Origin of the sequence: Persicitalea sp., from assembly GCF_041751555.1 — a bacterium.
In the GTDB taxonomy this organism is placed as follows: domain Bacteria; phylum Bacteroidota; class Bacteroidia; order Cytophagales; family Spirosomataceae; genus Persicitalea.
Window position 1 is genome coordinate 1 of the sequence record NZ_JBGSXF010000018.1, and the last position, 10,683, is coordinate 10,683.

Annotated in this window: 7 protein-coding genes, 1 tRNA gene and 1 pseudogene; 5 read left to right on the top strand and 4 right to left on the bottom strand. The window is 52.9% G+C overall.

Features of this window, described 5'->3' with window-relative positions; genetic code table 11:
* The 4 genes and pseudogenes from ACEW8P_RS00580 to ACEW8P_RS00595 all read right to left on the bottom strand — a co-directional run.
* A pseudogene (locus tag ACEW8P_RS00580) lies at nt 1-427 on the bottom strand (TolC family protein); the annotation flags it as partial.
* Entirely contained in the window at nt 420-3,620 is a 3,201-nt protein-coding gene (locus ACEW8P_RS00585) for an efflux RND transporter permease subunit (RefSeq protein WP_373511170.1), read from the bottom strand. The pseudogene ACEW8P_RS00580 and the gene ACEW8P_RS00585, both read right to left, overlap by 8 nt.
* A gap of 27 nt (nt 3,621-3,647) precedes the next feature.
* Nucleotides 3,648-4,733 carry an efflux RND transporter periplasmic adaptor subunit gene (locus ACEW8P_RS00590; protein WP_373511171.1) on the bottom strand — a complete coding sequence of 362 codons (1,086 nt, stop codon included), beginning with the start codon at nt 4,731-4,733 and terminating at the stop codon, nt 3,648-3,650.
* Nucleotides 4,734-5,053: 320 nt separating this feature from the next.
* Nucleotides 5,054-5,127 (bottom strand) — tRNA-Ile (locus ACEW8P_RS00595).
* 261 nt (nt 5,128-5,388) lie between these two features.
* On the opposite strand from ACEW8P_RS00595, the gene ACEW8P_RS00600 reads away from it, so the two are divergent.
* The 5 genes from ACEW8P_RS00600 (at nt 5,389) to ACEW8P_RS00620 (ending at nt 10,403) form a co-directional block, all read left to right on the top strand.
* Nucleotides 5,389-6,621: an HD domain-containing protein gene (locus ACEW8P_RS00600; protein ID WP_373511172.1), complete on the top strand. Its 1,233-nt coding sequence runs from the start codon at nt 5,389-5,391 to the stop codon at nt 6,619-6,621.
* Between the two features lie 98 nt (nt 6,622-6,719).
* Entirely contained in the window at nt 6,720-7,772 is a 1,053-nt protein-coding gene (gene lpxD / locus ACEW8P_RS00605; RefSeq protein WP_373511173.1) for a UDP-3-O-(3-hydroxymyristoyl)glucosamine N-acyltransferase, read from the top strand.
* 86 nt (nt 7,773-7,858) lie between these two features.
* Nucleotides 7,859-9,250: a bifunctional UDP-3-O-[3-hydroxymyristoyl] N-acetylglucosamine deacetylase/3-hydroxyacyl-ACP dehydratase gene (locus ACEW8P_RS00610; RefSeq protein WP_373511174.1), complete on the top strand. Its 1,392-nt coding sequence runs from the start codon at nt 7,859-7,861 to the stop codon at nt 9,248-9,250.
* A complete protein-coding gene (gene lpxA, locus ACEW8P_RS00615) occupies nt 9,247-10,050 on the top strand; it encodes an acyl-ACP--UDP-N-acetylglucosamine O-acyltransferase (RefSeq protein WP_373511175.1) in 804 nt (267 codons plus the stop codon). Before ACEW8P_RS00610 ends, lpxA begins: the two co-directional genes overlap by 4 nt.
* 74 nt (nt 10,051-10,124) lie before the next feature.
* A complete protein-coding gene (locus ACEW8P_RS00620) occupies nt 10,125-10,403 on the top strand; it encodes a nucleotidyltransferase family protein (RefSeq protein ID WP_373511176.1) in 279 nt (92 codons plus the stop codon).
* Nucleotides 10,404-10,683 lie beyond the last annotated feature (280 nt).

Sequence of the window (10,683 nt, forward strand, 5' to 3'; positions counted from 1 at the left end):
AATCGGGCAGCGGATCGGGCGTTTCGCGGCCCGGTTTGATGTCGGTGGTGGCTTCGCTGGAACCAGGCTGGGTGTAGCGGGCGGCTTTTTCAATGCCCATCCCGCCACGCAGGCCCACGAAAGGCTTGTACTCCCCGGCGCGGGCCAGCACTTCGTTTTGCGAGATGGCGATTTCCTGTAGAGCAATGTTCAGTTCCTGGTTGCCGCTGCCGCCGAGGGCGGTGTCTATCAGGGCGGTCAGGTAGGGGTCGGTGAAGTAGTCCCGCCAACTCAGCCGGGCCGAGTTGGTGGAGTCCGAGGCGTTGTAGTAGCTTGCCGGAACTTCCCGGTTGGCCTCCCTGGTCACCAGAGCGGGCGTCTTGCAGGCCGACACGCAGAGGACGACAGCCATCACGGTCAGGCACTTATGGATGAGTTGCTTATTCATGATTGGGACTTAAAGCAGGGAGGGTAAAAGTGTCCACTTGATGCGCCCAGTTTTCAGACAACGGTTCTTCGTCTTCGCCTTTTATCATCTGCCGGCCATCGGCCATGTGGGCAAATATGTAGTACAAGCCGGGAATGATAACTACCCCGAAAATGGTACCGAACAACATGCCGCCTAGGGCCGAGGCGCCGATAGTGCGGTTGCCAATCGCGCCCGCACCCGTAGCGGTAATCAACGGGATCAATCCGGCCACAAAGGCGAACGAGGTCATCAGTATGGGACGGAAACGAACCCTGGCCCCTTCGATGGCGGCTTCCAGAATCGTGGCTCCCTGCTGGCGTTTCTGCACGGCAAATTCCACGATCAACACGGCGTTTTTACCCAAAAGGCCAATCAGCATGATGAGACCGATCTGGGCGTAGATGTTGTTTTCCAGCCCCATTAGTTTTAGCAGCAAGAAAGAACCGAACACCCCGACCGGAAGCGAGAATATTACGGCCATGGGAATTATGAAGCTCTCGTACTGGGCAGCCAACACGAAATAGACGAACACCAGCACGATCAGGAACACGTAGAGCGACTCGTTACCCCGGATAGACTCGTCGTAGGAAAGGCCCTCGAAGGCAATGTCGTACCCTTTGGGCAGGGTCGTGGCGGACACCTCACGGATGGCCTCGATGGCCTCGGCCGTGGTGTAGCCCTTGGCCGGAAGTCCCTGAATGGCGGCCGAATTGTACAGGTTGAAGCGGGTTATTTCATTGGGTCCCTGGCCTTTTTTAAGCTTCATGAACGACGAGTAGGGTACCATTTCTCCTTCCTCATTCTTGACGAACAGCTTCAAAATGTCGGAAGGGAGCCTTCTGTAGGCGGGGTCAGACTGCACATATACCTTGAAAAACTGATTGAATTTGATAAAGCCCTGCTCGTAGGTGCTGCCGATCATGATGTTGAGGTTCTCCATCGCTTTTCCGATGGACACGCCCTTTTGCATGGCCGCATTATTGTCGAATTCCAGTTCGTACTGCGGATAATTGGCGGCAAAAAAGGTGAACAAACCCGTGAGCTCTTTGCGCTTGCCCAGGTTTTCCATGAATTCTTTGTTGATTTTATCGAACTCCTGGTAGTCCGTATCCGTGTTTTTATCCAGCAAGCGCATGGAAAAACCGCCCGACGTGCCAAATCCCGGAATGGCGGGGGGTTCGAAGAATTCGACAACGGCCCCCAGGTTCTTCGACTTCTCCTCCAGTTCCTCCATGATTTCCTTCACGTTCTGGTCGCGCTCCGACCAGGGCTTCAGATTGATCAGGCAGGTGCCGGCGTTGGAACCCCGGCCTTCGGTCATGATCTCGTAACCAGCCAAAGAAGACACACCCTCCACGCCCTTGATTTCTTCACAAATTTTCTGAAGCCGCTGCGACACCTCATTGGTTCTTTCCAGGGTAGAGCCGGGGGGCGTCTGGATAATGGCATAAATGGTGCCCTGATCTTCGTTGGGAATGAAACCGGCCGGCAGGATGGTGTTCTCGTAGAATATGCCCGCGCAGAATGTCAGCAATACGGCGAACGTGACCACGCGTCGGTTGACGATCAGTTTCAACAAGCCCACGTACTTGCCGGTGACTTTTTCAAATCCCCGGTTGAACCCGTCGAGCGACCTGGACAGCAAGTTTGCCTTTTTGGGTTTTCCATGATTATTTTTCAATAGCATGGCGCACAGCACCGGGGTGAGCGTGAGGGCCACCACGGCCGAAATGACAATGGAACTGGCCATGGTGATGGAAAACTGCCGATAGAAAACCCCCACCGGACCCGACATAAACACCAATGGGACAAACACCGCCGTCATGACCAGAGTGATGGCAATGATGGCCCCACCGAGTTCATGAAGCACTTCCAGGGTGGCTCTGTACGGGGAGAGGTTCTTTTCTTCCATCTTGGCGTGCACCCCCTCCACCACGACGATGGCGTTATCCACGACTATGCCGATTGACAGTACCAGGGCGAACAGCGTAATGAGATTGATGGAAAGGCCAAAAAACTGCATGACAAAAAACGCCCCCACCAAAGACACCGGAACCGCGAGAATCGGGATTACGGTGGACCGCCAGTCGCCCAGAAATATGAAAACCACCAAGGCCACCAGGATGAATGCGTCCCGCAGCGTATCGAGCACCTGCTCGATGGAAGTGTCCAGAAACTGCGACACGTCGTAGCTGATTTTATAGTCCACACCCGGAGGGAAGGATTTTTTCATCACCTCGAGTTTGGCTTTCACGTCGGCAATGACATCGTTGGCGTTGGTGCCGTAGTTCTGTTTCAAGACAATGGCCGCCGAAGGGTGGCCGTCGAGGTTGGAATAAATGTCGAAGAATTCACTACCCAGCTCGACGGTGGCGATGTCCCTCAGGTGGATGCTTTCTCCCTCGGAATTGGCCCGGATAATGACGCTTTCGTACTCTTCCGCCTTGTTGTACCGGCCTTTGTAGGTCAGCACGTATTCCAGCGACTGGGCGGCTATGCCAGAGCTTTGGCCAATCCGGCCCGGACGGCCAATGATGCTTTGCTCCCCCAGGGCATCCATGACTTCTTCCACGGAGATGTTATAAGCCCTCATGCGGTCGGGGTTCAGCCAAACCCGCATGGCGTAGCGACGGCTGCCTAGTATCTGGCTCCTGGCCACCCCCCGAGTCCGGTTTATTTCCGGGATCATCTGGACGGTGGCATAGTTGAAGAGGAATTTCTCGTCAATGCTCTTGTCCTTGGAATAGAGGTTGACATACATCAGCATACTGGGCTGGATGGGCGTGATGATAACCCCTTCTCGCTGAACCAGTTCGGGCAAAAGCGGCATGACCTGGTCCACCCGGGTTTTCACCCGGATCACCGCGTCATTGGGGTCGGTGCCGGGTTCAAAAATAATCCGGAGGGTGGCCTCCCCGGCCGAGGTGGCGTCGGTAGCAATGTACCGCATATCTTGCACCCCGTTGATGGCCTGTTCCAGGGTTATCAGCGTGGACTTGACAAGCACGTCGGCACTGGCGCCGGGGTAGGCGATGAAGATGTTGACGGTGGTGGGGGCGATGTCCGGGAACTGGGAGATGGGTAAGCTTCTGATTGCCAAACCACCCACGAAGACAATCATGACCGATATGACAATGGCGAATACGGGTCGGCGTATGAACGAACTGAACATAGTTTCTTGCTTTTTGGGATCGTTGAGTTATTCCGCGTACAAATCCAACTGAGACAGCATCTTGGCTGGTAGCACGAACTTCGGGTGTATCTTTTCGTTTTCGTGCACCAGGCGCAAGCCTTCCAGCAGGATCTTGTCGTCTTTGTTCAGGCCCGACTGAACCGCAAAAATGTGCGGCATTTCGGCGGCGATGGTGATTTCACGCGACTGGATCTTGCTGTCTTTATCCAGGACATACACGTACTTCTTTTCCAGCACTTCAAAAGTGGCTTTCTGCGGGATGAGCAGGGCCTTTTTGAGCGGCACAGTCACTAGCACGTTGCCCGTCTCACCGTGCCTCAGCAATCCTTTGGGGTTGGGGAAAGTGGCCCGGAAGGCTATGTTGCCCGTCTCGTTGTTGAAGTCGGCCTCGATGGTCTCCACTTTGCCGATGTAAGGAAACTTCTGGTTGTTGGCCATCAACAGGTTCACCTGCTTCATGTTGTCCTCGTCGGTGCTGGACTTGTAGTCCAGGTACTCCGCCTCCGGCACGTTGAAATACACCCACATCTGGCTGTTGTCCGACATGGTCGTCAGCAGATCTCCCTCGTCCACCAGGCTGCCCATCCGCACCTGGAAATGGTCCATAATGCCGCTAAAAGGCGCCCTGATTTCGGTGAAGCCCAGGTGGACATCGGCCAGCGAGAGTTCGGCTTTGGCCTTATCCAATTTTGCCTTGGCCATCGCCAGTTCGTTCTTCGACACAATGTTGCTGTCGGCGAGAGCCTTGGTGTTCTGGTATTCTATTTCGGCAAAATTCGCCTCAGCTTTGGCTTTCTGCTGTTCGGCCTGGTAGAGCATCGGCATGATCTGGAACATGAGCTGCCCCTGCTTGACAAACTGCCCCTCGTCCACGTAGATTTTTTGCAAGTACCCTCTTTCCAGCGCCCGCAGTTCGATGTGGCTGATGGCGTGGATTTGACAAACATACTCCTTGGTGACCAGGGTGTCTTTGACCACCGGGCTAGTTACCAAGAACTCCGTTTCTTCTTCTTTCTTTTCTTCGCCCTTTGTGGCACAGCCTGTTTGGAAAAACAAGGCGCACAGGCTCACGAACAGGAGTGTTCTTTTCATGTTTGAATTTCGGTTGTTGTGTTTAAGCTTTTAGATGAGTTGATTTTGTACTCCTGCCCTCCTTATCCAGGAATAGGATTTAAAGAATACGCTGCAAGTAGCCCCCCGCGCCTTAAGCCAGAGTTAAAAGCAGATTAAAATGAGGTTAAAATCAATTCCCCAGGGGTGAGATTTGGGATTATTATAAGATGAAAGGCATAAAAAAAGCCTTCAGCTAAGAAGCTGAAGGCTTTGGTAACGTGGGCCCAGCAGGGTTCGAACGGGGCGGGCCGCCCGGCGTACGCGACCCCGGCGACACCTGCTGATTATGAGAAAAGATGTGGGCCCACCTGGAATCGAACCAGGCACCTACTGATTATGAGTCAGTTGCTCTAACCAAATGAGCTATAGGCCCAACTCTTTACGAGTTTGAAAGGCAAAAATAAAGCTTCGGTTTCGATTCGCCAAGATTTATTTGTTTAATCGTGGAACCGTTGAGTCGTTGAACTGTTTACTTTTGACCTAGACCTATTCAGGACTAAACACAAACCGACCAGTTCCACAAAAATTCGCTTATGCACTTCTTCCTGACTACCGAAATATAACAACATGGACTGCCCCATCAACAACAGCTACACAGTTCCACGATTCAATAATTCCACAATTCCACAATATTTTGAACAAGCGTAAAATCCTCAATGACCCTGTGTACGGCTTCATTACCATTCCGTCGGAATTACTGTTCGACCTCGTGGAGCATCCGTACTTTCAGCGGTTGCGGCGCATCCGGCAGTTGGGCATGGCTGATTTGGTGTATCCTGGGGCGTTGCACACGCGCTTTCACCACGCGTTGGGGGCCACTCACCTGATGGGACTGGCATTAAAGACTTTGCAAGATAAGGGGCACCTGATTTGGGACGCCGAGTGCGAGGCGGCGCAGGTGGCAATTTTGCTGCATGACATCGGTCACGGGCCGTTTTCGCATGTGCTGGAAAAGACACTGTTGACGGGTATTCCGCACGAGGTACTCTCGCTGCTGTTGATGAAGGAGCTCAATCGGCAATTCGACGGGCGCCTCGATCTGGCGATTCAGATGTTCGAGGGAACGTACCCTCGTCCATTTTTCCACCAACTCATTTCCAGTCAACTGGACATGGATCGCATGGACTACCTCAACCGCGACTGCTTTTACACGGGCGTGGCGGAAGGTACCATAGGCGCAAGTCGGCTCATCAAAATGCTGGATGTATATAAGGATGAATTGGTAGTGGAAGAAAAAGGGCTGCTCAGCATCGAGAACTTCCTCAACGCCCGCCGCCTTATGTACTGGCAGGTGTATTTGCATAAAACCTCTCTTTGCGCCGAAGCCATGCTCACACAGGCCATCCGCCGCGCCCGCGACCTCACGGAACAGGGCGCCGACTTATACGCCTCGCCCAATCTCGGCTTTTTCCTGCGCCACCGCTCCACCCTGGCCGATTTTCGGGAACGCCCTGAACTACTGCAAACTTTTGTCCGGCTGGACGACTACGACATGTGGGGGGCCATCAAAGCCTGGGCGCAGGAGAGCGACCCCGTGCTTTCCGCACTATGCCAGCGGCTGCTCGATCGCCGCCTGTTCAAGATCCAGTTGTTGGACGCGCCTCCTTCTGAGGAACTACTAGCAACCCTGCGCAAAGACTTGCGGGCGCAGGGTGTGACCGGCGATCAGTTATCTTATTTTTTGGTAGAAGGCCAAACTACCAACTCGGCTTATGTGACGGGCGAGGACCAGATTCGCATCAAAATGAAGGATGGCCGCGTGATAGACATTGTGGAGGCGTCGGAATTGCCGACCATCCACGCCCTAAGCAAGATTGTCCGCAAGTATTACGTAAGTTGGGCTAAAACCGTATCTTTGCGCCCATAGTCGCACTGCATGGATTTGGGACAGAGTTGCTTAGCACTCTTGCCCTTGATAATGAAGCTCTTTTGCAGCGGTGCCAGTCCAAGTCGTTTTGATTTTCTATGGAGTTTACTGTCGGGCAAATCGCTCAATTATTGAACGGAAAAGTGGTGGGCGATGAAGCCGCCGTCATTCGTTCCGCCGCCAAAATTGAAGAAGGCAAACCCGGTTGTATTTCCTTTCTTGCCAATCTCAAATACGAATCGCATCTCTACGATACCAAGTCGTCAGCGGTGTTAGTAAGCAAGGATTTTGAACCAAAAAAAGAGGTTTCTACTGCCCTAATTTACGTAGAGGATTCCTATTCTGCCTTCACTCAGCTTTTGGAGGAGTACCAGAAATTCACCCAACAAACCAAACGTGGAGTCGAGCAGCCCGCTTATCTGGGCGAGGAAAGTACCGTTGGTAACGATGGCTACCGAGGCGCCTTTTCTTATATCGGAAAAAAGTGCGTGATTGGCGAGCGGGTCATCCTCCACCCTCACGCTCACATCGGCGATAATGTGACGATTGGCGATGACACGGTGATTCATCCCGGCGTCCGCATCTATGACAATGCGGTCATAGGCAGCCACTGCGTTATTTTCGCTAATACCGTCATCGGCAGCGATGGCTTTGGCTTCGCCCCACAGCCCGACGGCACCTACAAAACGATTCCCCAACTTGGCAATGTCGTTATCGAAGACCATGTGAGCATCGGTTCCAACACGACGATCGACTGCGCCACGATGGGTTCGACGATCATCCGCACGGGCGTCAAAATCGACAACTTGGTGCAGATTGCGCACAACGTCGAAATAGGCAGAAACACGGTTATTGCGGCCCAATCGGGCATTTCAGGTTCCAGCAAAATAGGCGAGAATTGCATTATCGCCGGACAAGTCGGCATTGCCGGTCACCTTACCCTGGCCAATGGTACCAAAGTAGGGGCGCAGTCGGGGGTTGGAAAGAACATTAAAAAGGAAGGGCTGTCGCTGAGTGGTTCTCCCGCCTATGAACTGAGTGCCCATTTGCGCGCCCAGGCTCTCGTGCGCAAATTCCCTGAAATAGAAAAACGAATTCAGGATTTGGAAATAAGCAAGGCAGAAGCCCCGAAAACGGGTTCTGCCGATTAACTTCTAACTTGCTTGATACCCGAAAAGCTTACCGAAACGCCGGAACGAGCCTACCGCACAAAGCGTACAGCTTTTACCTACTAAAAATGAACGAAAAACAACAAACCATAAAAAGAGCAGCGTCGGTTTCCGGTGTCGGACTACACACGGGCGTATCGGCCACAATGACGTTCTTACCCGCCCCCGCCAACCACGGCTACAAGTTCCAGCGTGTGGATCTGCCCGACCAGCCTATTGTGGACGCCGATGTGGACAACGTCGTGGACTTGTCGCGCGGCACGACTATCGAGCAAAACGGGGCCCGCATCAACACCGTTGAACACACGTTGGCCGCTTTGGTCGGCCTGCAAATAGACAACGTGTTGATTCAACTCGACGGTCCCGAGCCGCCGATCATGGACGGCAGCGCCATCAAGTTCATCGAAGCGCTGGAAGAAGCGGGCATCGAAGAGCAGAATGCCTACCGAAATTATTTCGAAGTACCCGAGTATGTCCATTATGTCAACGCCGAGAATGACATCGAGATGGCGGCCATGCCGCTGACTGATTACCGTCTCACGGTAATGGTGGACTATAACTCAAAGGTCATCAACAGCCAGCATGCCTCGCTGAACGACATGACGCTTTTTAAGGAAGAAATCGCCCCTTGCCGGACGTTCTGCTTTCTACACGAACTGGAAGCCCTTTACAATCAGAACTTGATCAAAGGCGGCGATCTGACCAACGCCATCGTCATCGTAGATCGGCAGGTGAAAGAAGGCGAACTGGACCACCTCGCCAAACTTCTCGATAAGCCCAAGGTGAGTGTCGATGAGTCGAAGGGAATTTTGAACAATGTGGATTTGCATTTTCCCAACGAAATGGCCCGGCATAAGCTGTTGGATTTAGTGGGCGATCTGGCATTAGTAGGCCGTCCCCTTAAAGCACAGATTCTGGCCGCTCGGCCCGGTCATGCTGCTAACGTAGCTTTGGCCAGAAAAATCAAGAAACTGATGAAAGCCGCTAAGGACGGCATCCCGCAGTACGACCCAAAGAAGGCGCCGATTCTGGACATCAACCAAATCGCCAACCTCCTCCCCCACCGCTACCCGTTTCAGATGATCGACAAGATCATCGCGCTGGACGAAATGAGCGTGGTCGGCACCAAGAACGTGACGATGAACGAGCAGTTTTTCCTGGGTCACTTTCCCGGTAACCCCGTGATGCCCGGCGTGATGCAGCTCGAAGCGATGGCCCAGACGGGCGGCATCCTAGTCCTGAGCACCGTCCCCGACCCCGAAAACTACTGGCCCTACCTGATCGGCATCGACAATTGTCGCTTCCGGCGCAACGTGGTGCCGGGCGACACCGTTATTTTTAAATGCGAATTCACTTCCCCTATGAAGCGGGGCATCGTCAAAATGAGCGGTCGCGGCTACGTGAGCGGACAACTGGTCTGCGAAGCCGACATGATCGCCAGCCTGGTCAAGAAAAAATGATACAACCCCTAGCCTACATCCACTCTGAGTCCAAAATCGCCCGCAATGTGGTCGTCGAGCCGTTCGCCATGATCCATAAGGACGTGGAGATCGGCGAAGGTACTTGGGTGGCCTCCCACGCGGTCATCAACGAGGGAGCACGCATCGGCAAAAACTGCCGCATCTATCCCGGTGCGGTCGTTTCGGCCATTCCCCAGGATTTGAAATATAATAATGAATACACGCTCACTTACGTGGGCGACAACACCACCATCCGCGAGTACGCCACCATCAGCCGCGGCACCGAGGAACACTGGAAAACGGAGGTCGGCAGCGACTGCCTCATCATGGCCTACGCGCATATCGCCCACGACTGCATCATTGGCAATAATTGTATCATTGGCAACAATGTTCAGATGGCCGGCCACGTCCAGGTGGGTGACTGGGCTATCGTCAGCGCGATTAGCGCGGTTCACCAATTTGTCAAGATCGGTCCCCATGCCTTTGTATCGGGCGGATCCTTGGTGCGTAAGGACGTACCACCCTTTACCAAAGCTGCCCGCGAACCAATTTCCTACGCGGGTATCAACTCCGTGGGGTTGCGGCGGCGCGGCTACTCCAATCAGCAAATTGCTGAGATTCAGACGGTTTATCGCTACATCTATATGAAGGGCCTTAACAACTCCGACGCCCTCAATCAAATCGAACTCGAACTACCGCCCTCAGACGAGCGTGACGAAATCGTAAACTTCATTCGCACTTCGGAGCGGGGCATCATGAAGAGTCCGTTGCAGTTTGGGGAGCATCACGAGCACGATTGATTGATTTATTGAGCTTAAAAAGGCTAACTTTGAAAATTGAGCCAAAGTCACCCTACATTTAGATGCGTAGCTTTATGGATATCAATCATTTGGAAACTCTGTTACGTCAGGAAAAAGTATTCGAAGAGTTCGGTATTCAACGTCTAGGTTTGTTCGGATCTTTTGCGCGTGGCGAAAACTACCGCGACATCGATATTCTTCTTGAACAGCACATGGATTACAGGCTACGCGATAGGCTCAAGGCGAAGTTGCAAGACTTGCTCAACGCAAAAGTAGATTTAGTAGCTGAAAAATTCGCCGATCCGATTATCCTCTACCGAGCTCGGCAAGACCTCAAATATGTCACGCAATAAGTCTCAGGATTTGTTACCCCTGTTGGTCATGCTCGAATCGTTGGGCAAGATCGAGGTGTACGCTGACGGATTTTCCGATGCCGATGCTTTTTTCAACGATGGCGACCAAGTTAAGTTCAATGCAAGTCTATTGCTACTTCTTAGAAGCTGTTTGAGTTATTTTTTAATGATAAAAATGAGTTGTTTTTTGTCAGGACAAGGCACCAAATCCGAAATTTGGCAGAGCCAAATGAGGGTTTGGTAACGCAGGATTGGCAAAAAACGGCCATTTTTGGCTTAA